Annotated in this window: 25 protein-coding genes; 5 read left to right on the top strand and 20 right to left on the bottom strand. The window is 29.5% G+C overall.

The features are described 5' to 3' along the window. The first annotated feature begins 119 nt into the window (after positions 1–119). Positions 120–2,468 carry a sugar-binding domain-containing protein gene (locus ACX6CF_RS19590; RefSeq protein ID WP_458787058.1) on the top strand — a complete coding sequence of 783 codons (2,349 nt, stop codon included), beginning with the start codon at positions 120–122 and terminating at the stop codon, positions 2,466–2,468. 106 nt (positions 2,469–2,574) lie between these two features. Here the strand turns inward: ACX6CF_RS19590 and ACX6CF_RS19585 are convergent, their stop codons facing one another. Continuing rightward, a complete protein-coding gene (locus ACX6CF_RS19585) occupies positions 2,575–3,729 on the bottom strand; it encodes a LysM peptidoglycan-binding domain-containing protein (RefSeq protein ID WP_458787057.1) in 1,155 nt (384 codons plus the stop codon). Between the two features lie 330 nt (positions 3,730–4,059). Here ACX6CF_RS19585 and yyaC point away from each other — a divergent pair, with 330 nt between their 5' ends. After that, positions 4,060–4,635 (top strand): spore protease YyaC, encoded by a 576-nt coding sequence (yyaC, locus tag ACX6CF_RS19580; RefSeq protein ID WP_458787056.1) that lies wholly within the window; start codon positions 4,060–4,062, stop codon positions 4,633–4,635. Positions 4,636–4,651: 16 nt separating this feature from the next. On the opposite strand, the gene ACX6CF_RS19575 is transcribed toward yyaC, so the two are convergent. The 10 genes from ACX6CF_RS19575 to sfsA form a co-directional block, all read right to left on the bottom strand. Further along, positions 4,652–6,049, bottom strand: a complete 1,398-nt coding sequence (locus ACX6CF_RS19575) for a PH domain-containing protein (protein ID WP_458787055.1) — start codon at positions 6,047–6,049, stop codon at positions 4,652–4,654. Beyond that, positions 6,042–6,524, bottom strand: a complete 483-nt coding sequence (locus ACX6CF_RS19570) for a PH domain-containing protein (protein WP_458787054.1) — start codon at positions 6,522–6,524, stop codon at positions 6,042–6,044. Before ACX6CF_RS19570 ends, ACX6CF_RS19575 begins: the two co-directional genes overlap by 8 nt. Positions 6,525–6,558: 34 nt before the next feature. Then, complete coding sequence (locus tag ACX6CF_RS19565; RefSeq protein ID WP_458787053.1) at positions 6,559–7,620, bottom strand: endonuclease/exonuclease/phosphatase family protein; 1,062 nt, start codon at positions 7,618–7,620, stop codon at positions 6,559–6,561. 287 nt (positions 7,621–7,907) lie between these two features. Further along, entirely contained in the window at positions 7,908–8,696 is a 789-nt protein-coding gene (locus ACX6CF_RS19560) for a hypothetical protein (RefSeq protein ID WP_458787052.1), read from the bottom strand. Between the two features lie 12 nt (positions 8,697–8,708). Then, complete coding sequence (locus tag ACX6CF_RS19555) at positions 8,709–9,050, bottom strand: hypothetical protein (protein ID WP_458787051.1); 342 nt, start codon at positions 9,048–9,050, stop codon at positions 8,709–8,711. Further along, positions 9,031–9,603: an RNA polymerase sigma factor gene (locus tag ACX6CF_RS19550; RefSeq protein ID WP_458787050.1), complete on the bottom strand. Its 573-nt coding sequence runs from the start codon at positions 9,601–9,603 to the stop codon at positions 9,031–9,033. The genes ACX6CF_RS19555 and ACX6CF_RS19550 overlap by 20 nt, the downstream gene beginning before the upstream one ends. A gap of 29 nt (positions 9,604–9,632) precedes the next feature. Further along, positions 9,633–11,027: a DUF4097 family beta strand repeat-containing protein gene (locus ACX6CF_RS19545; protein WP_458787049.1), complete on the bottom strand. Its 1,395-nt coding sequence runs from the start codon at positions 11,025–11,027 to the stop codon at positions 9,633–9,635. Between the two features lie 226 nt (positions 11,028–11,253). Beyond that, positions 11,254–12,342 carry a PTS transporter subunit IIC gene (locus ACX6CF_RS19540; protein WP_458787048.1) on the bottom strand — a complete coding sequence of 363 codons (1,089 nt, stop codon included), beginning with the start codon at positions 12,340–12,342 and terminating at the stop codon, positions 11,254–11,256. A gap of 48 nt (positions 12,343–12,390) precedes the next feature. Next, on the bottom strand, positions 12,391–12,897 hold the full coding sequence (locus tag ACX6CF_RS19535) for a 3H domain-containing protein (protein ID WP_458787047.1): 507 nt from the start codon (positions 12,895–12,897) through the stop codon (positions 12,391–12,393). Between the two features lie 30 nt (positions 12,898–12,927). Continuing rightward, positions 12,928–13,614 carry a DNA/RNA nuclease SfsA gene (gene sfsA / locus ACX6CF_RS19530; RefSeq protein ID WP_458787046.1) on the bottom strand — a complete coding sequence of 229 codons (687 nt, stop codon included), beginning with the start codon at positions 13,612–13,614 and terminating at the stop codon, positions 12,928–12,930. A 260-nt stretch (positions 13,615–13,874) separates the two neighbouring features. On the opposite strand from sfsA, the gene ACX6CF_RS19525 reads away from it, so the two are divergent. Then, on the top strand, positions 13,875–14,180 hold the full coding sequence (locus tag ACX6CF_RS19525) for a hypothetical protein (protein ID WP_458787045.1): 306 nt from the start codon (positions 13,875–13,877) through the stop codon (positions 14,178–14,180). 26 nt (positions 14,181–14,206) lie between these two features. Here ACX6CF_RS19525 and ACX6CF_RS19520 read toward each other — a convergent pair whose 3' ends face one another. The 5 genes from ACX6CF_RS19520 to ACX6CF_RS19500 form a co-directional block, all read right to left on the bottom strand. Beyond that, positions 14,207–15,589, bottom strand: coding sequence for an MATE family efflux transporter (locus tag ACX6CF_RS19520; protein WP_458787044.1), 1,383 nt, complete (start codon positions 15,587–15,589; stop codon positions 14,207–14,209). 110 nt (positions 15,590–15,699) lie between these two features. Continuing rightward, a complete protein-coding gene (locus tag ACX6CF_RS19515) occupies positions 15,700–16,680 on the bottom strand; it encodes a helix-turn-helix transcriptional regulator (protein WP_458787043.1) in 981 nt (326 codons plus the stop codon). Between the two features lie 181 nt (positions 16,681–16,861). After that, a complete protein-coding gene (locus ACX6CF_RS19510; protein WP_458787042.1) occupies positions 16,862–18,301 on the bottom strand; it encodes a hypothetical protein in 1,440 nt (479 codons plus the stop codon). Positions 18,302–18,550: 249 nt separating this feature from the next. Then, positions 18,551–19,312: a DeoR/GlpR family DNA-binding transcription regulator gene (locus ACX6CF_RS19505; protein WP_458787041.1), complete on the bottom strand. Its 762-nt coding sequence runs from the start codon at positions 19,310–19,312 to the stop codon at positions 18,551–18,553. Between the two features lie 14 nt (positions 19,313–19,326). Further along, on the bottom strand, positions 19,327–20,595 hold the full coding sequence (locus ACX6CF_RS19500) for an MFS transporter (protein ID WP_458787040.1): 1,269 nt from the start codon (positions 20,593–20,595) through the stop codon (positions 19,327–19,329). Positions 20,596–20,863: 268 nt separating this feature from the next. On the opposite strand from ACX6CF_RS19500, the gene ACX6CF_RS19495 reads away from it, so the two are divergent. Further along, entirely contained in the window at positions 20,864–22,150 is a 1,287-nt protein-coding gene (locus tag ACX6CF_RS19495; RefSeq protein ID WP_458787039.1) for a PHP domain-containing protein, read from the top strand. Between the two features lie 824 nt (positions 22,151–22,974). Here the strand turns inward: ACX6CF_RS19495 and tnpB are convergent. Genes tnpB through ACX6CF_RS19480 form a run of 3 tightly spaced genes read right to left on the bottom strand, consistent with a single transcriptional unit; the run spans position 22,975 to position 23,978 of the window. Continuing rightward, a complete protein-coding gene (gene tnpB / locus ACX6CF_RS19490) occupies positions 22,975–23,226 on the bottom strand; it encodes an IS66 family insertion sequence element accessory protein TnpB (protein ID WP_458787038.1) in 252 nt (83 codons plus the stop codon). 17 nt (positions 23,227–23,243) lie between these two features. Further along, the gene (locus tag ACX6CF_RS19485; protein WP_458787037.1) at positions 23,244–23,462 is read right to left on the bottom strand and encodes a BhlA/UviB family holin-like peptide; all 219 of its coding nucleotides are present in this window, start codon (positions 23,460–23,462) and stop codon (positions 23,244–23,246) included. Next, on the bottom strand, positions 23,463–23,978 hold the full coding sequence (locus ACX6CF_RS19480; protein ID WP_458787036.1) for an RNA polymerase sigma factor: 516 nt from the start codon (positions 23,976–23,978) through the stop codon (positions 23,463–23,465). A gap of 1,011 nt (positions 23,979–24,989) precedes the next feature. Here ACX6CF_RS19480 and ACX6CF_RS19475 point away from each other — a divergent pair. Then, positions 24,990–25,931 carry a stalk domain-containing protein gene (locus tag ACX6CF_RS19475; protein ID WP_458787035.1) on the top strand — a complete coding sequence of 314 codons (942 nt, stop codon included), beginning with the start codon at positions 24,990–24,992 and terminating at the stop codon, positions 25,929–25,931. Positions 25,932–26,011: 80 nt separating this feature from the next. Here the strand turns inward: ACX6CF_RS19475 and ACX6CF_RS19470 are convergent. Continuing rightward, the coding region (locus ACX6CF_RS19470) for a phosphodiester glycosidase family protein (protein ID WP_458787034.1) at positions 26,012–26,393 on the bottom strand (382 nt) is incomplete at its 5' end.

The following is a 26,393-nucleotide window of genomic DNA, read 5'->3' as shown; positions in this document are numbered from 1 at the left end:
TTATGTATTCAAATATTAATGATTCTTTACTTATAATAAAAGTAACTTCAATCCATATTTATTCATACCTAGAGAGAAATAACCAGATTGAAGATAACAATTGTAAAGGTGGATTTAATATGCGAGAAATTATTTCATTAAACAAAAAGTGGCGTTTCATTAAAGGAGATGATAGTTCTTCTCATACAAATGATTATGATGATAGCAGCTGGAATATGGTTAACTTACCCCATAGTATTGATATAACCCCAATCAATAGTAGCGGTGGACGTAATTATCAAGGTATATGTCGTTACAGAAAACATTTTCATCTAGAAAAAAAGGTAAAAGGCGAAAAAGTATTCTTGGAATTTGAAGGTGCTATGCAGGTTCTTGAGGTATGGGTAAACAATGAAAAACTGACAACTCACTACTGCGGTTATACACCTGCAGTCTATGATATTTCTTCCATTGTGAATTACAACGACGAAAATATAATTTCCGTGAGACTGGATAATTCTGACCGAAATGATGTTCCCCCTGGAAAGAAACAACAAGACTTGGATTTTTCATATGATGGTGGCATATATAGACAAGTGAGATTACATAAGGTTAACTCATTATATATTACAAATGCTGTATTAGAAAATAAAGTTGCTGGTGGTGGTTTATTCGTATCCTATGATTCTGTATCAAAAGACACAGCCCAATTACGTATTCAAACTCATATCAGAAATGAGTATATTGAATCTAAGACTTTTACTCTGTGCCAAAAACTATTAGACCAAGAAGACCGTTGTGTCAGTAATACCATTAATACCTATGAGTTAAACTCTTTAGAAGATGCTCATCATGTACAATCTCAGGTAGTCGATAAACCGAATCTCTGGAACCCTCACTCACCTTACATGTATAAATTAAGGACAGAGATTATAATAGATGGTGAATTAATCGACCTTATAGATACTCCTTTGGGTATTAGGGATTTTGAATTTACCAAAGATAGAGGATTTCTTATTAATAATGAACCTCTTAAAATATCAGGAGCAAATTATCATCAAACTTATATACACGTAGGCAATGCTATGCCAGCTAATCTCCTTAAGAGAGACGCTAGAAAGCTTAGAGAGGCAGGAATGCTTCATATACGTTCTCATTATCCTTTTTCAGAGGAGTTTATTGATGAATGTGATTCATTAGGCATTACATTAACAATAAGCAATCCAGGATGGCAATTCTACGAAGAAGGTATCTTCAAAGAGAGAAGCTTTCAAAATCTAAAAGATATTGTTAGATGGTTGCGTAATCATCCTTCCATTATTATTTGGGAACCTATACTTAATGAAAGTGTCATGCCAGAAGATTATCAACTACGAGTTAATGAGATTGTTCATGAAGAATTACCTTATGGTCCATGCTATACTGGTTCTGATCAAGGATTGGGAGATATTTCATACCGTAAATTTGATCCTGATATGCTAGGTCCAAAATCAGAGAACTTCAATCCTGAAATATATAAGATTATAGAAGAACATACTGATAAACCAAGATGGATAAGGGAATATGGAGATTATCCAGATAATTTTGTTGACCAAAGTTGTGCTTGGCGGGTACCTAGAGGTTGGGGTGAAGATATTATGCTCAAGCAAGTTAGACGTATGATTTGGAATAAAAACCCTTGGATGACTAATTACACATATTTATATAATGATACCAAATTATGTGGATTTGCAATGTGGCCTGGTATTGAACATAATAGAGGTTATCATATCAATCCTTGCTGGGGTGGATTTTTAGATTTACAGAGAATACCTAAATATAGCTTTTATTTCTTTAAGAGTCAAAGAGAACCTGATGATTGTCTGGATCTAGTAGATTCTGGTCCTATGGTATATATTGCTAACAGCTGGTCTGAATTAAGTCCAGACGATATCACTATATTTAGTAATTGTGATAAAATAAGGCTTTATCATGATGATAAGTTTATTGAAGAAAGGGAACCTGATAAGATAAAGATAAAGCATCCTCCTTTTACCTTCAAAAATGATTTTTATTATGGTAGAGAACGTTCTGAAATCAGAGCTGAAGGTATTATTAATGGTAAGGTTGTAACTTCAGACAAGCGTTATTCTCCTGGAGTTCCAGTGAGATTACATTTAGAAGGTGATTATATGGGAATTAATCTCCAAGCCGATGGTTCTGACTTATTATTTGTAAAATGTTCGGTTCAAGATGACCGTAATAGCATTACTCCGTTAACACTTGATAGTCATGACATAGTTTTTTCTATAGAAGGTCCTGGTAAAATTATTGGTGATAATATTAAACGCCCAGAATTAGGACAAACAGGTATTTTGATTCAATCCACTACCCAACCTGGAAATATTCGTATTACAGCTGAACTTTTATATCCACAGAAATACAAAAAAATAGCTGTTAACCCTAGCTCAATAGAAATAACTTCTTATGAATCTGAATCTACCTTATAATACATAAAGTATCAATATACATTAAGATAGACTCCGTTTATGAATATCTAAACAGAGTCTATCTTATTTAATCTTATAGGTATAAAAGTTGTACTTTTTTCTAACATTATGGTTTTGGTAATTTTATTTCTTGTCCAATATATATCTTATGTTTATTAGAAATACCATTGATATCTTGAATGCTTGGCACCATATCTAGTGTATTATAAAATTTCTGGCTGATAGTATTGAGACTATCACCAACTTGTACTCTATAACTCGTAGGAATATCAGCTGGGTTAATTGTTTCTGTTTTAGGTGGTATTATTGTTTCTGTACTTGTTTCTCCATAATCTATTATCTGCTCTCCATCAATTCCATTCATATCAGATATCTCTTCACCTAATTCATTATTAACCATAATACCATTTTCATTTTCAATATCTATAACTTCTTTTTTTATATTATTATATTTTTCTGTCATAGTCTTCATAGCGGTCTGTAGATTATTAAGTTTTTCTATATTATTCAATAAACCAATCCCCATAACGAGGCATATTAAAACTAACCCTCCACACAATATAGATAACATATTAATGAATTTCTTCTGATATACATCATCTTTCCTTTGTTGTTCTTTCTTTCGAAATGTCTTGATTATATCATTATCTACATCTATATCTTGCTCATTCTTTTCTTCTTTTTCTGTTTTATTCTCCAACATATAACTATGCATTGATGGGTTTTTATCGTAATAAATATAGTATCCTTTTTTCTCTATTATTTCACCCTTTTCATATACAAAGAATGCATCCTCTTTTTCTAATGGATCAACGATATATAGAACTTGTTTATCATCAATAAAATTCTTGTTATGGTGTTCTTTTAAAAACGAAGTTAATAGTATACCGTAACCTGGTTGGGTATACATCCATCCAACTACACTATAATCCTCAAAATATTTTCTTATCTTTTCATAAACATGATACCATGTTCTTTCTGTTATACACAGATCCCCATTAACTTTTTCAGCATAATCACCTTGAACAGCACCATCTACAATAACTATGACATCACCTTTGTATGTATAGTTTTTCCCTATCAAAAAAGCGATTTGTTCAGATGATTTTTCTTCTAATGCAAATTGATGCAAATAGGAGTATACATAATCCTCCATATAAATCCTATTACCTTCCCTAGCATCACCAATTTGACGTACATTTTTGGGAAGTGATTCAATACTCTCTAGATATAAATTATTATTCTTATAATTTTCATTCATAATTAGCACACCCCATAAATACATTAAGTATATGAAGATAATAGCATATATAAATAAAAAATTTTATCAAAGCTTGTCTGTGAAATACTTTTTTATTCGATATTAAATTTACTTTTTTTGGAAAAAGTGATTTGGTATAGGTATTAATACATTTATTTACCGATAATTGGTATTTATTGTAAATTATTAACAATATCTATTCATTTGGTTTAATTAACTATTTTTTTGCTAAAAATATATATATCAAAAACAACTAAATTAATTCAATTTATCTAGATATATAGTTGTAACTATAATCCATTAAAATTCCAAGAAAGTAGGCTGATAAAAATGAAATTAAAAAGAAGTTCGGAAGAAATTCATTATTATAATGTCAAAGATATATCTTCTATTAGCAATTTTTCTAATACTCTATTTAATCTTATAGAAGTAAACACCGATATTAATACCAACATTATCATTTTATGCATAGGAACAGATAGAGCAACTGGTGATTGTCTCGGTCCAATAGTGGGATATAAACTTAAAAAAATGTTTTTGAACAATGTAACTGTCATGGGAACATTAAGTAAGCCTGTTCATGCTAAGAATATTGAAGAAACTGTAGATCATATTAAATCAACTTATACAAATCCTTTTATAATTGCCATAGATGCCTGCCTTGGTAAAATGGATCATATTGGATACGTAAGCATAGGAAAAGGCTCTATTAACCCTGGTGCTGGTGTTAATAAAACCTTACCTCCTGTTGGTGATATGTATATAACCGGAATAGTTAATTTTTCTGGATTCATGGATATGCTCATATTACAGAATACTCGTCTCAACACTGTTATGGGAATGGCTGACTTCATAGCTTTTGGTATTAGAAGAACCATTAATAACTTGAGAAGGTCTGTTGGATAACAAGCATATTCCAAGATTATAGTTTATCTATATAGGATTCAAATAAATTGGTACTGACATTTTTAACTGTTATATTTTTACCTAATATCTTTCCCCATATGTTAATTGTGTAATTACATACACTTTTTTTCCTTTGAAAATATGTATGTGACATCTTAATTGATTGTATGGAGCCTATTTTAACTATCGATTGTTTTTTTTGAAATCCACTGTAAGACATATATGCCAACTGGTCAGACATACCTATACCAGTATTTTTAAACTCCATATGTCCTAATAATAAGGCTACTCCTAGCAATAGTATACTTATAAACCCATATTGAACTTTATAAGTCACTATGCCTACAATTACTAATGTAAACAAAAGCTTCTTGAATATAAAACGTATATAAGCATTTTGGGGTGCTTTATTTATTTCTCCAGAATAATTAAATTCAGGCATCAAATCATTTATTATTTTAACTCTTAGTTTATCATTACAAAATGGAAATAATACTGCCCTTTCGCCTTTTTCATCTCCATATCCAATACTTTCAATCTCAATAGTACTTACATGAAATAGCTGCATTATAAATTTCTGTTTTACATGGATGCCTTTTACTTTGTTTTTATCAAAGGTATAATTTTTTTTACTTATCAATCCATGACTTATATGTAATTTATCCTTTTCCACGTAAACACTATAATAAGAGTATTTTATACAGTTCTTAACAAAGGATACTATTAAGCAGATAATGAATACACTTAATACTAAACCAATTATTATATATACGCTGAATTGAAATTTATTAATATATTCTAAGCTATCAAAATGAGTGACATCTTCAATATCATCCAAATAGTTATATAATGCAACGATAATAATTAAGCCTTGAAAAACTGAATTAGATGCAATTGAATAGAGAATCAAGTCTTTGAAACTTAGTTTATATTTATATTCATCAGTACTGCTATTATCAGATTTATCAACTGTTTCATTATCCTTTAATAGCTTTTGTTTTATTAACAAGGCTTCTTCCTTAGTAATAGTCAATGTTATCTCACTTTTATCTGCCTTAACATTTTCTGTGTCTATTTTTATTTTTGATATACTGAATATACGTTCAAATAACCCTTGTGAAATATCAATAGTTGTTATCTTTTCTAAAGGAACTTCTCTTTTATTAACATTCAATATACCTTTTTGGTAAAATATCGCATTTTCATTGATGTAGTACATTGTTTTATACCAAGATACTGCACAATATGCACAATATAAAATTATGAGTCCAATAATTATTAAGATAGAAATTGTAGCTCCAAGCCTTTTATTTAAGTAAGTAAAAATCAATATGATTATAACAATTTGGCTAATTACCCCACCAAATATTTGTTTTAAAACATATAAGGGGTGATTTCTCTCTACATCAGTCAATACTTTCACCTGCTTCTACACTGCTTGCTAAATTCTTAGATATTTCTTCTGCTTCCTCGTTAGTCAATGCAGGAATCTCATGCAATCCTCCCGCTGTATTAAGCCTAATTGTTGATAAACCATATCTTCTATGAATTGGTCCTTGATTAACATCAAGAAATTGTAACCTAGATATTGGAATTATTATTTTCTTTCTTACAAAGATGCCGTTAATTATCTCTATTTTATCATTGGAAATACTATACTTCCATTCCTTATACTCAATAAGAGGAAATAGAAAAGCATATAATAGTAAGAAACCATTAATCAGTATAGTAAGTATATGTATTATGTATCTAACCATTGCATTATCAATGATTGGCATTAGAAATCCATAGATCCCAACAAAATAAATTACTGCAAATATCACTAAGAATATTGTTCTAGATATTATCCAAGCTTTCACAGCTTTTTTATTGATTCTTTTGTAACTCATGTATCTTTTCCTCCTAAACAATACTAATACGCTTTTATTTTAATATGAATTCTAAAGTAACTGGATTGTGATCAGTGTATTGGAATTCAAGTTGATGCCCTTCTACACTTACTATATCAACATTTGGGGATACAAGAAAACCATCAATGACACTAAGATAATTCTCACCTTTTTTATACGGAATATCTACCGTTCTATTAGTTGGAACATTCTTGTCGGCTCCCCATTTAAAACCTTCTGGTTTAAAATCATCTGGAATTTCCTTAAGCCACTCTGGCCACTCTTGTTTTGAATCAAATAGATTAGCGTCTGTACCTGGTATAGCATGATTCCAATCACCTGCAACTACAACATAATTACCTTTGTCGTATTCTTTGCTTATGTATTCTTTCAAAAAACCTAACTGTTGTTTTCGAATAATACCACCTTTATCATATGCTGATAAATGGGAATTGAGTAAAACAAGTTCATTGCCATCTTCAACCGGTAATCTACTTTCTATGAAACATCTGTCTAGAAGTGCTAATTGTCTAGGCCACTTCTCTTTTCCCGGATATCCATAACGATTTGTTTCATTTATTTTATATTTTCCCAATGTAACCAAACCAGATTTTACACTGCCATGAGGTTTTGCTAGTGGTACTGGTACCCAAGGGACCTTATAATTAATACAGTAAGTGGAACTATAATCCTTCAATTCTTCTTTTAATTGTTCATATTCATTAATATTATAACTTCTAGTTGCCTTAATATCCACTTCTTGAAGCATAATAAAATCTACTGTTTGGTTTTTAATGAATTCAGTGATACCTGTAAGATTTTCTAATGTCTTTTCTTTGCTTTTTGACCTTGAACCTGTACCACCATCCATAAAAAAGTCTTGTCCTGCATCAAGTCCACAATAACCAATGTTAAATGTTAAGGCTGCTATTGTCGTTTCTTTTTTTAATACTTGCTCTACATTATCATCAACATCAAGTGATATAACTTCTTTTGGTTTATAGTCTGTAACGGTCATAAAAACAAAATATAGAACAACAACTAATGCTAATAATACTACAATGATACCTAATACTTTCAGAAATCTTCTCAACATAACAAAACCTCCATTTTTTAGTAGATTAATCCTTAGGCTTACTAATTATGCTAAATAAAATTGGATTAATACAGTTGGTATTAAATAAATTTTATCATTTAATATTGGTAATGTAAACTAATCTAAAGTTAAATTATTAGTCTTTTAAAAAAGAATGATTAACATACTCATTTATAAGTTCAAATAAAATATTAAAACATTAAAAAAAGTCTCTATTTAATTCAATAATAAACAGGCTATTAAGACCTGTGTAACTAAACAGAGACATTTATTTTTAATATATTAATTTAATTTTCTATTTCTATTTCATTTTCTATCTCATAGTTATTCTCAACAAAGTTTTTATTTATTTCAGGTTCTACATCTTCATTTTCTATAGTAATATCATTTTCTACATACCCTTTGTCTACATTATCATAAGTGTATCTATTATCATCTTTGAAATCTTCTTTATATTTCTTTTCACCATTATCGTCATTAGTTTGAACTGATTTTTTGACTTGTTTCAAGAGTATTATCCCAACGATTATCAATATTATGGGAACAAAGAAACTTCTAATCAATTTTCTTTCATTGTAAGTTAAGGCTCTAAAATAAAAGTTTCCTAATATCTCATTGATTAATATGACCCCTCCTAAAATGATTAATCCATATGCAACATAACTTTTTTTAATCTTGATATCAAATATAGGTTTATCTATGATTACTTCATTGTTATCAATTTTCTTTTTGAGATGATATACATCAAAAAAACTATAAAACCATACCACCAATATTCCTATTGGCATGTAAGGAATCGTATTAGCTAGAGTTATAACACCAAAAAAAGCTAACATCATTAACAGTCCTTGTTCCATGAATCCTAAATACATACGTCCTGTACCTGGTATCAATGAGAACACAAATGCCCAAAACCTATTATAACTATAATTTACATTTGTAGCTTTTATTGATTCGTAACACTCTTCACATAATGTTTTATTACCATCAAAACATGTACACTCGGCACATATTATTTTACCACATTTTGTACACTTGTACTGTCCATCTCTATCTGGATGATAGAAACATTTCATATCAATTCCTCCTTAATAAAATACTTGAAATCTATTAATTACATTTGTTAATATATCATTAAAGTTATAAATCGTTTTTTGAAAACCATCAGCAAAAAATATATTTGTATTCAATGCCAATAAATTAGATACTAATATAAAAACACCTGTACAAATAAGGCTACTGGCCAATTTCATCTCAAATGAATAGTTCTTGCGTTTAGTTGTGATTCTTCCTGGTTCTGATTGTAAAGCAGCTTCCATAATCCTATCTGTCAGATAATTATTCCCTTTAATGGATGGGTGATTGTTAAGCAAATCTATTGTATCAATATCTAGCTGATCATTTAATTCATTATGTTTTTTGCAATTCAATAACCTCACCTCCAAAACCTTCTTTCATTAGTTGTTCTTTTATCTGTTTTCTTGCCCTATACAATCTTGTCTCTATGGTTTTAATTGGTATGTCTAATACCTGAGCTATTTCTTTATAGCTTAACTGATTAAAATGGTATAGTATAATAATAGTCTTATATTTATCCTTTAAGCTGTATACAGCATTATGTACCATTTGCTGCCGTTCTTTATATATAATGATTTGTTCTGTATTATGATTAGAGCTCAATCCTTTCACTGATTTATCCATAATACTGATCATGTTAAAAAAATTAGGTTTGTTTCTTCTATTCCAGTCTAGACAGGTGTTGACTGCTACTTTATATAACCATGTTGATAATTTACTCCGATTTTTAAATGCCGGCAAGCTTCTGTATACTTTTATAAAAATCTCTTGGCATAAATCTTCAGCATCATTATAATTATTAGTAAATTTATATGCCATTGTCAAAAATCTGTTTTGATATTCATCTACGAGTCTTCTGAAAGCTATTTGGTCTTGTTCTATTAAATTTTGTATATAATCGTCCAAATAACCACCCTCTTTTTCAAACTCATTCATTAATTGATTAAAATATCTCCATTATTAGCTTTTATGGTGATTATATTACTAGAATCACCTATTGTAGCTTTTACTGATTTTTGATTATTATCTTCTTTTATATCAAAATCAATTACTGAATCAATATTACCATAATTGGCTCCTAATTCAAAAGTAGCTTGTTGATCATTGGGTATATCAATATTGACATTTCCATATCTGCTTTCAATGTCTATGTTATTAACATTAATATTGTAATTATCTATATCAATGTCTCCATTCTCACTTTTAATCTTTATATTGCTGTTAATCTTTTCTAGTGAAATATCTCCATATTTATTAGATAATTCTATATCTGAATTAATATTTTTAGCAGTTATAGCTTCATTACTGGTTTCAATGTTTACTGTCCCTTGAACATCATCTATTTTAACGGAAGTACCTTCCCCATTTATCTGTAGATTTTTACCAACTATGTTACCATCAATGTCACCATATTCTTGATCTATGATAACATTTCCGCTAATATTATCAAAGTTAGTTTCACTATAACTATTTTTTATATCTAAATCTCCATTTATATTTTCCACATTAACATTTCCATTTTTATTTTCTATTTTAGTAGAACCTGATACAGTATCAACATCTATATCACCATAATCATTTTCAATTGATAATTCATCACCTATATCATCAACTTCAATATCACTATTATTAGCTTTTATAGTAGTTTTTTTATTAACTTTACCTACATAAATATCACCATATCTATTATTGATATCAACTTCAATATTCTTAGGAATCTCAATCATATAATTTATATACATATCTGTACCCCTATGATTAAGAATATTGTTTTTGGTCCCTATAGTTAATGTATCATCTTTTTTCCTATCTATAGAAACTATGTTTTCTGCTAATGCTATAGCTTTTTCTTCCTCTTCAAACGTACTGATGTTCAATACTGCTGTTATTAGAATCTCTTCTGTATCAGTTGCCTTTATTTCTACATTACCTCTGCTATTATCTACTTTCAGGTTAGTAAGATTATTAGCATCTTCAGTATAATTCTTAGTGATTTCATATTCATCAGTTATATTAAATATTCTTCTAAAACCGTTAACCGAATCATTGCTGAATATATGTATACTTGATATTAGAAAAGAAGAACTGTAGATGATTATCAGTAATACAATGGATGTCACACTGACTTTCACTTCCATGGGTGATTGTTTTCTTTTATAATACCAATCAAAGAAAAGAAATTCTACACCAATTAGTATTATACTTACTGCCGAAAGAATTCTTAATGTCATGTTGATATCTATATAAGTAAAATTACTTATGAGAAGAATGATACCAAGTGTTATAAGGGTTATTGCTAAAGTAAAAGTACCCAATCTCTTATGTTTCATTTTATAATCACATTCCTTTCATTAATTAGTATGTATTTTGTGTTGTAATTTTATTTCTGTGTATTGCTTCAAAAACGTATTACATATATTTAGACGTTAATTCAACTGTATACCCTTCAAAAAATATAAAAAACTTAAAATTTATTGAGAAACCCAAAAAGAAACCATCAGATTATGCTTAGTTAAGCCATCTAATAGTTTCTTTAATATCTTGTAATCTTGTAATCTAATTATCTAATTTCATATCTCCATATTTAATCCAACCTATACTCCTAAGACCTTCGGATAAAACTAAAGTCATAATTGCTGGTAGGATTATATGTAATACAATTATCTTGGTAATCAGAATACCTGGCGATTCACTTCCAATCATTGTATCCCATGTCATAATCTGACCAACTAAACCAGATGTTCCCATCCCTCCCCCATAGGCATTATTCTCCATCATAAATACCTTTGTAGAGATTGGACCAAGTATTGCACTAACAACAATAGGTGGTATCCATATTCTTGGATTCTTAACTATATTAGGTACTTGCAGCATTGATGTTCCTAACCCTTGGGCAATAAGTCCATTAACCTTATTTTCTCTATAACTGGCTACCGCAAAACCTATCATTTGAGTAGCACATCCTACCGTTGCTGCTCCAGCCGCTAATCCATTAAGGTTAAGAATGATTGATAGAGCAGCTGAGCTTATTGGTAATGTGAGAATCATGCCCATTAATACAGCAACCAATACCCCCATTACAAAAGGCTGCTGTACTGTAGCAAATTCGATAATGTCACCTAACCAATTCATGAAATCAGATATGGATGGACCAATTATAAGTCCGATACTACTACCTGCTATGATAGTTGTGATAGGTGTAAGTATTATATCTATCTTGGTTTTGCCTGATACTAATCTTCCTATTTCAATACCGACTATAACTGCAACAAAAGCTCCTAGTGGTTCTCCAGGAGTAATCAATATAACATTACCATCAGCAAAGGCTTGTCCGCTAATGATTTTACCAGCATATGCACCAACAAGTCCTGTAACTGCTGAAGAATACATTATTAGGCTTGAAGTCTTTAGTTTATGAGCTATTCCTATACCAATTCCAGCTCCTGTCAGTATACTTGCAATAGAACCTATTCTAGTTAATGTGATTCCTATTACATTATCCCCTATTAATCCTCCAATCTGTTTAATGATCAGTCCCACAATTAATGTAGAGAATAATCCCATTGCCATACCACTTAACCCATCAATGAAATACCTATTTACTAGTTTAGTTAAAATACCTACTTTCTTATTTTGCTTATCCATGTTATCCTCCTGTAAATTCATATGTCTTGTCACTTATGCCTAAAATTTTTATACCAAAAATCCTTTTTTCCCTAGTTCTTCTTCTACTAGTTCTAATATCTTAGCACTACTTGCTTTTATAAGATGGTAATGTTCACCGTTTTTTAGCCTCATAAGTGGAATAGATTCGTTTTTTTTAAGCTTTTTCATAAAATCATCTATATGTTTCCTTGATGATAACATAAGATTAGCAGTTATTTCACCATATACAGGATGTAGAACCATTACATTGACTACTGTGGCACCAAAGTCTATTATTGTTTCTAATTCTTCTCTTATATCCTCTTTAGTATGTTTAACAGCTAATAATTTTGTACATTCTTTTTTGTTTTCATATATCATATAACCATTAGATGTGGATATGATTTTGCAGCCTTTTGCTCTTAATAATGCTATATCTTGAACTATTACTTGACGACTCACTGAAAAAGTCTTAGCTAATCTTGAACCTGTTATTGGTTCATCACTATCAGTTAATAGTTTTTTAGTATTATTCCTTCTTTCTACTCCTTCCATGGTATCACCTCTTTTTATAATATAAATTGTTTATAACAATACTTTTGCTTTTTGTCCTATTATAATCTCGTCTCTTGTTACTAATGAATTATAACATAATATTTTAACTCCTGCATCATTAGCTTTTACCAAAGTCTTTGCAAATATTTCATCGGTAATGTTATTGGGTGTAAATTTATGTATGTTGTTTATCTGTATCAGAAGGAATAAGTATCCTTCGTATCCATTTGATATTGCATGAATCAGCTCTTCTAAGTGTTTGGTACCTCTTTTTGTTGGAGCATCCGGAAACATTGATATACCATCTTTTTCTAAGGTAACACCTTTTACTTCAATAAAACCTTTTGTCTTATCTCTTTCAAAATATATATCGAATCTTGAATTTTTGTATTTTTGTTCTCTTTTTACATAGTTAAGATTAATAAGTTCTGGTACTTTATTCTGTAGAATAGCTTCATGCACAACTTCATTAGGAACCTGTGAATCAATATTTATTAGCATTTCATTTTTATAAGCACTTATTAATGAATATTTAGTTTTTCTATTGGGATTATTGCTTTTTTGTAAAAATATTTTGGTTCCTTTGGTAAGTATCTCCTTACATCGTCCTGTATTTTTAACATGAACCGTTTCTAGGTTATCATTGATTAATACTTTAGCTATAAATCTATTGGGTCGCTCTAGAAAAACACCTTCAACTATATCTTTATAAATCATATTTATATCCTTCCATTATTTTATTAAATAAAAGATAGAAAAAAAACTCACATTATTATTATAACATGATTGTAAATAGCTTGATTATATAGTTTTTACCATTAATGAATATAGATAAATACTAACTAAATAACTAAGAATCTACTGAAAATATAAAATAAAAGGTTGAAGCTTAGTTATAATGCATATATAATAATAGAAATACAACTATTAATTATTTGAATGCAACGTAAATCTTTATTCATAGAGAGGATAATATTATGTTTAGACTTTGGGGAAAAGTGTATAGAAACAGTAAGATGATAAAAGATACTGTAATTGAACTAACTAACGATAGTTTATCTAAAGATGCCCTTACTATTGATTGTTTAGATAAAATTTGTTATGAATTCGACCTTCAACATCCTATGTGGTTGAATGATAATAATAAAGACTATCCTGCCTATGGCAAAACTTCTTTTAAACAAGATCATTTTATTGAACAAATTGATTTTGATTATCTGGAAATAGAAATTATTGATGAAGAAAAAGAAAAAAAGAAAAGAAGAAGCTTAAGAAGATTATAAAAGGAGCTTACGCTCCTTTATTATTGTTAAGATTCATATGCTAATTTTATATCTTTCCTAAGAACTCTAAAGTCTTTAGCAAGTAACATAGATGCCCATAATACTATGATTACATCAATCAACACTGATCCATAATATACCCATCCAATACCATAGAATCGCGGTAATATAAGCATTACTGGTACATAGAATATCAATTGTCTGACTATCCCTATAACTGCTGCTGGCTTACCTCTATTTATAGCTGGATAGAATGTCATAGCCATAAATATGATTGGTAGAATTGGTAATAGAATCATAAATGTTCTAAAATAATTCAAACTGGTTGCATCAAATATCCTATTAGGAAACATTAGACCTAATGGACCTTGTGGAATAATCATTATTATCAGCCAGAATGGTAACATCATCAATGTACTACCTACAGCAAATATTTTGAAGCTCCTGATTACACGCATATTTTGCTTGGCACCATAGTTAATACCAATAACCGGTTGCAAGGCTCTCATTAGTCCAAATATCGGAGTCATAAGCAAAGTGAATATTCTATAGATAGCGCCATAGAGTGCAAGATCATATGTTGTACCATATCTTGATAATGCATTAAAAACTACTACAGCTTGAACTAGACTCATAACAGTCATGATCAATGATGGTATCCCCATATTGAAAATATCTTTTATTATATTTTTATCTCTGCTAATCTTGAATGGATTAGCTTCAAAGGATGCCTTACCTTTTGAAAAGTAGACAAATCCTGCAATGGTATATACTAACATACCTAGATTAGTTCCCCATGCAGCTCCTGCAACTCCCATATCTAAGAGTACAATCAAAATATAATTGGCTATTATATTAACTACAAGTCCAGCTCCCATCATAACAGCAGCTGATTTCATCTTTCCTTCAGCACGTACTATCATATTTCCAGCTAAACCATATACCCAGAACAAAGAACCAATTACAGTTATTTGAAAGTAGGTTCTACCTATGGTTAAAATATCACCTGTACCACCCATCACCCGTATTAGAGGAGTAGATAATATCAAAGCAACTATTATGTACAAGACACTTATTACTATTGATAGATAGTTTACATTTCCTAATATTTTTTTCTGATAAGATTTATCATCTGAACCGAGTGCAATACTTAGTGCCGAACCAGCCCCAACACCTATCAAAGAACCAAATCCAAGTGTTACTTGTGATAAAGGATAGGCTATTGAAACTCCAGCTAGTGCATCTTCTCCAACAAATTGTCCCACAAAAATAGCATCAAATACTGTATTGAGTCCATATAATACCATAGCTAATACAGCTGGCCAAGATATTTTAAGCATAACTTTCCATAGATTTTCAGAAAGTATCATCTGCTTTTGCTTATTATTATCATTTAATTTTTCTTGCAATATAATCACTCCATATCCTTTTTGTGTTAATTTTTTATCAGTTTAACACATTAAGATAAGGGATTCTATCGCGTTTCGTGCAAAAAGGTTCCATTTAGATAATAAGTTATTCAGCCACCTATGACATACGCTTTACGAGTCTCTCTTGGAGTTATTTTATAATGGTCTTTAAATGCTTTACTAAAACTATGATGATTGTTATAACCACAATTCAACGCTATTTCAGTTATACTCTTTTCACTACTAACCAATAACTCTTTTCCTTTTTCAAGTCTTGATTTTTTAATATAAGCATATATACTTGTGGAATATACTTGCTTGAAACAACGCTTTAAGGTATCCAATGAGATATAGAATTCATCGCATAAACAATCAATAGTAAGCTTTTCATCAAGATTCTCACTTATATATTTTTCAATTTTTTCTACTTTCTCAACTACTGTTTTACTATAGTACAATTCTTTTCGTTCTTTGTTGATTTTAAAATTTTTCAATTCATACATGAATAATTCTATAGCTCTAATTCTTAGATTATCTATTTCCCCGTTTTTGAAATTATCTTTAATATCATTAAGTAAGCCTATAGTTGTTAAATCATTTTTAATTACTGTATAATTATCTTCTTCATTAATCTGATTATAAAAATCTCTAAAAATTCTTTTATCCATATGAAATACCTGTTGAAAAATATTAGTTATTGGTTTGGTATAACCAAATAAAGATATACTTTCATATTCATCAAAATGACTTAGCTTACATATATTGTCAACTCCTTCATAATATGCAGTACTACCTTTTGCTGATGTACATAATTTCCCATTTTTATTAAAGGCTTGCATCTTTCCTTTTAGACAATAATTAATTTTGAGTATGGGCTCTGAAAAATGTTGATATTTACCCATTATGTTTAATATATCCTCATTCATACTAAAATTATTAAATGCTAAACTAAACCCTGGTATGATTTTCACAATTATATATGTTCCTTTTCCATATTGAGGTAAAATTGTATATGTAGAATAATCCTTATTTGCATCTGATAGTTTAGCCATTATATTAAGATAAAAAGAATCATTTTTAATATCTTTCATACATCTGCCCTCCTAGATTGTTTATTCAAGTATACCAAAAATTCTTTAGCATTTCAATAATGATACTCATTATCATGTTTTGATTATATAAAAGACTTACTTATAGTAGTCATATTATATTTGCGGATTGTTCCCTAAATATTAACTCTATTATAAGTAAGCCTTATATTTTTATCTATTACTAGATAATATATTTATCATTTTTAGCTGGTCTATTATCAAGCTCAGCTTTCTTTTCGTCATAGCCTGGTCTTCCAAACATAGCATATGTTGCATTCTTACCTTCTTCAACTCCAGGTTGGTCAAATGCATTAATATTAAGTAGTTCACCTGCAAATCCAGTAGCTACTTCAAATAAGTATAAGATTTGACCAAGTGTGAATTCATTTACCTCTGGTAAAGAAATCGTCATATTAGTTTGACCTGATTTCAATAGAGCGTATTCTGTTGCCATTTGCTCTGTTTTAATTAATTTATTGTGAGTTTCTCCACCTAAGAATCCAAGACTTGGGATATCACTATAGATCTTTGGAATATCTAATGTTGCTCTGTATTTATCGACACCAACAAATACTATAACTTTATCTTTTGGTCCTTCTGAGTATAATTGAACTTGTGAATGTTGGTCTGTAGCTCCTAATGCTCTTACTGGAGTTTGTCCTACATTAACAACTTTTTTATCGTTATCAAATTTCTTACCTAGAGATTCTGCCCATAATTGCGCATACCAGTCTCCAATGTATTTCAATGTATCAGCATAAGGCATTATGACTGATATGTTTTTACCTTTTTCCATTGCCAGGTAATTAAGAACTGCATACATTGATGCTGGATTCTTGAATGTATTATCAGTTTTACATAATTGGTCCATATAAGCTGCTCCAGCTAATATTTCTTCAATATCTATACCACACATAGCCGCTGGTAATAAACCAACTGGTGTAAGTTCAGAAAATCTTCCTCCAACTCCTGCCGGTATAATGAAACTTTTGTATCCTTCTTTATCAGCTATTGGTCTAAGATTACCATTTTTAGCATCTGTTGTACATACAACATGTTTTTTAGACTCTTCTTTGCCTAATTTCTCTTCTATTATTTCTTTGATAATCATAAACTGGGACATTGTTTCAGAAGTACTTCCTGATTTAGTTATTACATTGAATAAAGTTTTATCAATATCTATAATCTCAAATAAAGATACTAATTTTTCGGGATCAATATTATCCATTACATATAATTTTGGATAACCGCCTCTTTTTTCTTTTGATAATTCATTATAATAAGGATGGTTAATTGCTTGTTGTACTGCGATTGGACCTAGTGCTGAACCACCTATTCCAAGTACTACAAAAGAATCAAAATCATCTTTAACGCTTTCAACATATGCGTTGATATCCTTAACAACATCTCCTTGATTATATGGTAATTCTCTCCAGTCCATACCACCATTGGCACGTTTTGCTACCATAGCTTTTTCAGCTTTTTCAATTTGTGATTCCAAATTAGCTATTTCTGATTCATTAATACCGTTCTCACCAACATAAGATGTCATCATATTATTAAAATCAAATCTTAATCTCATGCTTTCTTGCCAGTCTTTTTGTTCAAATCTCTTGGACATTTATGTACCTCCTAGTTTTTTTATAGTAAAGTCCATTTCATAATTAGTATTTGCAAAAATGTATGAAACTTTCCTTGTTTTTTATTGTAATTATTCTACCGTTACTTCTACCCTTTTATGACTATATATATTAACCTTAATCATCTATACACTCATTTCAATAAGTACAATATATTTTCCATAATTAAACTTATATCTATAACAGCATAAATTATATATAATATAAGTAGCTTTGTAAATAGTAAATGGCTATTTAATTACATCTATACCTTTTGCTTTATATCTTTCATATATTGCTTCTTTTAGGTTAGGGTCTGTAATAATATAATCCACATCGTTCAAATCACATACTTTTAGTAAGGATACAACACCGAATTTACTACTATCAGCTAATAATATCTTTTTGCCAGAACGCTCAATCAACCTTTTCTGAATGGGAATCGTATCAATCTCAAATTCTGTTGCTCCTTCTTTTAGAGATATTCCACTAACACTTATAAAACAAATATCAATATGAAATAGATTGATATAATTTTCTACAAGTTCACCTTTTAAAGACTTGTCTTTACTATTAACAATACCGCCTAGTAATATTATTGTATAATCCGGCTCATCTACTAATTCATCTACTACCAATATAGAGTTTGTTAGAATGGTTAATTTCTTAAAATTGTTTTTTAGAAGTTTTGCTATCTCTAGTGTTGTTGTTCCATTATCAAGAGCTATCACAGATTCTTCAGATATAAATTGCATTGCATTTTGGGCTATTTTTATTTTTTCTTGATTATGACTTTTTTCCCTTATCTTAAAGTCTATTGATTTTGGGTTTATTTGATCCAGCATTGCACCACCATGTACACGATGTAGAAAACCTTCTTTTTCTAAATGTTCTAGATCTCTTCGTACTGTTTCAACTGAAACACCGAAAAATTCTATTAAATAAGAAGATTTTACGGAATTATTTTTTTCTAATAAGTCTAATATAATTTTATATCTTTCTTCTGCTAACAAAACTCCCATCTCCTCTAATCAATTAAATATGTATTATCTGTTATTTTTTCCATTTTCACTGCTATTTTATCACACTTAAGACTCATAAGCAAAGCAAATATTCCAACAACTAAGCAAACTATCCAAAAAATCATAACACCATTCCAACTGAATCTATCTACTAAAGCACCTGTTATAAATGCAGCAAACCCAGCAGCTAGATAGGAACAAAAATCTAAAAACCCAGCTATAGAAGATGTTCTATTATATTTTGCAAAATGTAATGGAATAACTCCTAGTAGTAAAATGTTAGCCCCGTACATAACTGCTGATATTAAACCCAAAAATATTAAAGCGACTATTATGTTATACGAACCAAATTTTACAAATCCAATAATCATAAATATACTAACTAAAAATAAAATGGTTATTGTACGTTTTTCTTGATACTTTAATTTTTTATTGAGATAACTAGCAAACATCATACCCAATAAATTCATGACAGGTATGAAGATAATGAATTGTGTGGTTTCCTTGATATCCAGATTTTGTGTCTCCATAAATAGACTTGGTGCCCACAATGCAATTGAATCTTTTATTATTCCTTGTACGAAACAGGCTATTACTATATATATCAATTTTGATTTTATTATGACCTTTAATAGACTATATCTATTCTTGTTTTTTATGGTTGCCGTTTCAGTAGCTTCATTAGATATGTATTTATTTATTTCTTTTGGCGTATCTCTAAAAAATGAAACCCATATTATTGAAAATATAAGTATGATAATACCTGGTAACCAAAAAACAAGGTTCCAATTAAATTTTGCAATAATTAACCCAGAACCTCCCCACGCCAGTATATAGCCTCCTACCATTGAAGTTGAGATACCTATTGATACTGAACTTCTTTTTTCATATTCATACCAATTAGTTAAAGATTTTACTATAGGTCCCCATAGAGTTGATTGTGCAAATGCATTAATCACCCATAGAATTATCATGAATATATATGCTGTACAAAACCCAAAACATATATTGCATATAGCTGTAGTAATTAATCCAACAAATATTATTTTCCTAGCTGAAATTCTATCCCCTAATTGTCCATTAATTAACTGACCAAAACCATATACCCAATAAAACAAACTACCAATAAGCCCCATAGCCCCTTTTGACCATCCAAAAGTATTTTGAATCTCTGGAATGGCTACTGATAAATTTACCCTTCCAAAGTATATACTAGCGTATGCTACCCAACATAAAATAAATATTCTTATTTGCGATTTATTTAATTTAACCATAATAATTACAACATCTCCTTAATAGATTTTAACCAAATACACATCATCACTTATATATGCACATAAAACCAATTGCATTTCAATAATTATATCATAGTTTTACATAATATCAAGCTTTTTAACGCCGTATACAATGATCAAAACCACAAATGCACATATTTATCAACTAAATCTACACATTTATTCATATATTATCATTAATATCCTTGTTTTCCCAATAATAATATGCTATAATTTCTAAAAATATTATTTTTGGAGGAGGATATATATGAAAGAAGAATTACGTTTTTTTGAGGTTACACCTAAGATCATACTTTCAGATACAACTACCGAAATTAAAATCAAACCATTGGTAAAGCATGAATTTTTTAACTCTGATACTGATATAGAAGTTGTTTATTATCCTTTAGAACATTTTTCTAATAGGGGAGAATACAATTACCAAGATAAGTACATAGTTAGAGCAGAGGATGGGATTATTAAGCTGACTCAACATTTTGTTGGAGAGCAGGAACATATTATTAAGATTACTAATACCGAGAACAATAAGTCCTATACCTTTAATTTCTATTCTGTCAAATCAGATTTGTTTGATAGAATACCATATAAAGGTGATTTACATATGCATAGTCATCATTCTGACGGTAAAGAATCTCCTGGATTCGTTACTGCATCTTGTAGAAGAATCGGATTTGATTTTATGGCATTAACCGACCATAAAAAGTATTATCCATCCATAGAATGCCAAGAAACTTATAAAGATATTGATGTTGATATACTTATAGCCAGAGGGGAAGAAGTACATCCAGAAAATAATAACGTTCATATAATTAATTTTGGCGGAAATTTTAGTGTAAACGAACTAATGAACCAAGATAAAGAACAGTATTATTCAGAAGTCAGGGATCTTGAAAAAGCTATAGACATTAAAGATGAACAGGCAAAATACGAATGTGCATCTAGTATGTGGTGCTTTGATAAGATTAGAGCGGGAGGCGGTCTATCTATCTTCTGCCATCCTTATTGGTTGATTGATTCAGGCTATTATATTTCTAATTCAGTAATTAGTTTTATGTATGATAACCAACCATATGACGCTAATGAAGTAATAGGTGGATATCACCCATATGAATTTTCATCAAACACTTTACAAGTCGCTAGATATTATGAAGAACGAGCCAAAGGTAAAAAGGTTCCAATCGTAGGTGTAAGTGATGCACACGGATGTGAAGATAAAGATTTATTTGGCTGGTTCTATACTATAGTTTTTGCACCATCCAATGCCCAGGCAGATATCATTAAGAGTATTAAAGATCTATATAGTGTGGGAGTAGAATCCCCAGCAGGAGAGACTGCCCGCCCAGTAGGACCATTTCGCCTTGTTAAATATGCTCTATACCTTATTAGAGAAGTTTTCCCATTACATGATGAGCTTTGCTATGAAGAAGGTCAATTAATGTTAAAACACATAACAGGTGACGAAAATGCCAAGGCTAGGTTAAATAGTCTACAAGGTCAAGTAAATAACCTATACAATAAACTGTTTTCAAAATAGTGTATTATAACTGAATAGTATTATCCATTAACGCAATAACTAGCAGTATAAATTTTGTAGGCTAAAGTCACATTCTTTAACTGGCTTAAGAGTGGTAAATATAGAGAAAATCATATATAGTGATAAGAACGATTTTTACAGCTTGTTGTCATTCCTTTAAAACAGATAAGGACAACAAATGTAACGAGAGTGATTATCACTATATATGATTTCAATATACAACCGTTGTCTGTTTTTTACTTAATACTTTGTCAACAGTCTAAGGAGCTGCATACAGCTCCTTTTTTTTATTATATAATCAATTCATTTATTCAATTTCATACAGATTACCAAATCTGTAACCTTGCTCTTTTAACGTTTTAATAATATCATCAAGTGCTTCTGTATTAGAAGATGATACAGCATGTAATAATGAAATCATACCTAAATGCAATGTCCGTTAGTTAAGGCATTGTTAATAAAAAAGAATTAGAGCAACTGAAATTATTAACACTTTCAGTTGCTCTTTCTTATTAAATTAATATTTTTTTGCACACAAATTAAGCACAAATTAAACTGAGTATTTTTCTCAGAAAAAAGTTTAAGTTTACAGCAATTATGCTACTCTATAAAGGAAGCTTACTGTTGACTTGGTGTTGACTTTGCGAGGGTCTTTACGTCCTGGTTTTACAGGTAATATTGTTGTGGTCAAGCAATACTTCCTTTTTTTATTACGAAAAGCATACTATATTTATCGTTTTTTTCTATACTTTCAAGATAAATGAGCACTTGAAAAGCACTGGTTTTTCAAGAGTTACACAGCTTTTTTCGTCATTTTTCAACAATTAAAAGCATGAATTATTTGGGTGAATTTTTACCTCATGATGCACTTTTTTCTGCTCAATACAAAGCCCTTCCAAAAGCCACTCCACCTGTTTAGGCGTTATCTCTTTAACAGCTTCAGAATCTTTGAGCCATTGAAATGTCATTTTATTCAACAGCTTTTTATTGGCTAGAACAAATCCATTTCTGTCATACCGTAAAACCTTCACAGAATCTCTTCTCTTTTTATAGAAACTGGATACACTAGTTGCCATTTCTTATATTAAATACTTTATCTAGAATTCCTAAATTCCTTAATATCATCTTGTATGTCTTTTACTATATATAGTTGTTCTGTCAATTTACTTACAATTTCTTGATATTTTTTTTCTCTATTTTCTTGTTTTATATCTCTTTTCTCCTGTGACTTTAGTATATAGAATATTAAAATTACTGATAGAGTAGCCCATAACCCTTGAGTAATGGCTACTTTTAATATCTCTGATTCCAACTAATATACCTCCTCCATTCGTTTTCTTAAAGTTTTTAATGCTTTTCTCCTTAATTTGTTAACAGCTTGTCTTGAAACATTGTGAAATTTACTGATTTCCTTATCTGAATACCCATAGAAATACCTATTAATTATCACAGATTTCTCTTCTTTTGGAAGTTCATCAATAGCCATATACATCTCTATGATTATCGGATTTATTGAATCTCTTTTAGGTTTAATATCGATTAAATTTGATGATATTTCGTTTTTGAGTTTATTACTTCTTTTTGAAAGATATATATATTTGTTTTTGACACATTGTACTATGTAATTTACTTGTTTCCCCTCAGTAGTTAATGGAATGTTCTTTATACAAATAATTAAATGCTCTATCAATTCATTTTCAGCATCTTCATATTTCAATAACCTTGAATATTTTTGTATAAGCGGTTTAAATCTTTCTATTATCTGTACTAAATATATTTCATCCCCATCATTTTTATAATTTTTTATTAATAAATGTATATCGTTCATAAAAAATTTCCCCCTTTATAAATAAAGAGGAAATATTATATATTTTGTAAACTTAATTTTTATATGTTTTTCTTTAATTATATATTTAATTATTTATAACGTATTAACTTATAAAAAAAGTATAATTTTAAGCATATAACTAGTATTATATAAATATATTTAGTAAATTACTCAATACACTTCTATAATATATATTATTAGGGCATCAATATAAATATATTAATATCATTCACTTTTATTATCGATGAGATATGCATGAATTGAAAGAGAAACATAGAAAGTAGAAGAATTTTATTGAGGTAAATAACTTTTTGTTTGAATTCTGAAAAACAGTTTTACATTAATTTATATAATACACTATAATTTAAAAATATAATAATTAATTTATGTTATTTATTTAAAAAAGTAATTAATTTTCATTTAGGAGGCATCTACCAAAATATATTTGTTGCTTAATACACTAAACATTTGAAAGAAATAGCATCAGACTTGTTCTGCCAAATTTGGAAATTTTTTTTAGTTTAACCTGTTTACATTTAACTCCCAGAAGGATAATTATATTCTATATAAAAAAATTAATATTCCATAACTAATATATAAATTACTTAATTTTAAAACAAATAAATAAAATATATTTGTATTGTTGTTTATATATTCAAAAAAATATTAAACTAATTAAGAAAATATGATATAATGGTAGAAGATACATAACAACTAGTTCATAAAATAAATGTATATATGTATTTGTTTTTATAGAAAATGATTACTCTTATTATATTATTTGTAGTTTTTACGAAGTGTGTAAAAGTGATAGTGATGTTCATCCAGGTGGCTATCAGACAAGGTATTATTTTCAAACACTTGAGGAACTGGATGAACTAAAAGAATAAAGCGGAATATGACAAAGAAAAAAGAGGGGGTAAAAGTAAAGTGTAAAATTAGAAGAGGGTGTCATTTTCTGATATGTGTCTAACAATATATAAATTATGGGTTAAAAAATAGGAGGTTTATATGGTAAATAAAATTAAAAGAATTATTTATGCTAGCATAATGGTTTGTATTTTTACTCAAGCATTGCCTGTTGCTGCACATGAAACTAATGGCACTGATAGTGTATGTATTAGTATGGAAGTTGATAGTAAAAAAGCATTATTAAACGGTGAACCAATAACGTTAAATAATGCACCTTTTCTTGAAAATGGTACTGTTTATGTTCCACTTAGAGAAATTATCGATCTATACGGTGGGATTGTAGCATATATACAAGACGAACAAGCTGTTTTAATAGCAATAAAAAGGAAAAATGATATGGGTTATGATCAGGGTTATTTTTCAAAAATATGGATAGGTAAACAAAAGGTTCTTACAGATACAGGAGAAGCTTTTATTCATCCAACATATCCAAAAAATTGTGTTCCTATAATAAAAAATAATATAGCTTTTATTCCCGCAGATTATATTGATTTTTGTTTGGTTGCTAATTCATTGTGGGATGCTGAACGAAATAGAATTATTTTTTATGATGGGAGTGGTTGTAAGAGAGTGGATAAATTTGTAATTGGTAGCGATTTTAATTCTCTTAACAAAAATATTAGAAATAGATTTAAAACTACTGGTCGTATTGTAGATCAATCTGAGAATGGTCTATATAAAATTGAGGCTTATTCCGATGGAGATATGGAAGTAGAACTTGCGACTGATGAAGAAAGACCTCCAAAAGATTTAAAAGAGATATATTCAATTATATTAATAACGGATAAGTATAAGACCTCAAGGGGTTTAAGAGTGGGAGATAGTATAGAAAAATATTGGGATTTGTATGGAAGTACGCAATGGGTACCTGATCATTTTGTTGACAAGGTGGATGAAAATGGAATAAAGACTATCCATTATGATTATTTTTTTATAGTTGAAATAGATAATGGAAAGGTATCAAAAATTAGTATCAGATAGACTTTTGTTTTCACGTTATGAAACCCTCAGATTCCATAAGAAATTTGGGGGTTTCATAATTTAATATCTACCATATATAATTATTTTTTGTATGCACATACTGCTTCTCCGAAATAATTAGTACCGCCAGGAGTCATTTTACCTGGGGTAAATCCATTGGTATATCCAGAGGCAACACGCATTTTCATTCCGCGTGACCCATCCATATTAACTGCATAATCGCAGCCTAAATCAAGCATGAGTTTTGCACCAACAGGTAATGATATTCTACCAGGAGATGCACAAACCATGTAAAAAGATCCGTCAGTTGCATGACCAAGAAAAGTTCTATCGAGGTTTCTATATGTTGATCTGCCAATAGATTCATGGTTATAATGACATTTTTCGTCCTTTAAGTCTTTAGGATTACAGATTTTGTATCCACCATCATATTGGTCATAAAGAGTATGTTCAAACACAGAT

This window comes from Vallitalea sediminicola, from assembly GCF_054408565.1.
Note: the sequence above shows the minus strand (reverse complement) of the source record. Positions and strands in the feature narration are given on the sequence as shown.